Raw genomic sequence first — 565 nt, 5'->3', positions numbered from 1 at the left:
AAAGCTTAGAAATGAGCATTCCATCGTGATGATGGTGAATGTTGATTTCTAGTCTTTGGCTAGATCGTTCTTTAAAAATTTGGGTATGTGATAGAAAGATAGACTGAACGTTACTTTCACTGGTAACGGATCAGGCTAAGGTAAAATTTGTGAGTTTAATCGCGAATTTTCGGCGAATGTCGTCTTCACAGTATAACCAGATTGCTTGGGGTTATATGGTCAAGTGAAGAAGCGCATACGGTGGATGCCTTGGCAGTCAGAGGCGATGAAAGACGTGGTAGCCTGCGAAAAGCTTCGGGGAGTCGGCAAACAGACTTTGATCCGGAGATGTCTGAATGGGGGAACCCACCTAACATAAGTTAGGTATCTTAAGCTGAATACATAGGCTTAAGAAGCGAACCAGGGGAACTGAAACATCTAAGTACCCTGAGGAAAAGAAATCAACCGAGATTCCCTTAGTAGTGGCGAGCGAACGGGGACTAGCCCTTAAGTGGCTTTGAGATTAGCGGAACGCTCTGGAAAGTGCGGCCATAGTGGGTGATAGCCCTGTACGCGAAAATCTCTT

General features: G+C 45.1%; 1 rRNA gene. It reads left to right on the top strand.

Going from position 1 to position 565, the window contains the following annotated elements:
• Nucleotides 1–217: 217 nt before the first annotated feature.
• Nucleotides 218–565 (top strand): 23S ribosomal RNA (locus AACY49_RS30095); the annotation flags it as partial.

Origin of the sequence: Pseudomonas sp. EL_65y_Pfl2_R96 (genome assembly GCF_963970905.1) — a bacterium.
Classification (GTDB): domain Bacteria; phylum Pseudomonadota; class Gammaproteobacteria; order Pseudomonadales; family Pseudomonadaceae; genus Aquipseudomonas.
This window is presented reverse-complemented; position numbering and strand designations above follow the sequence as displayed.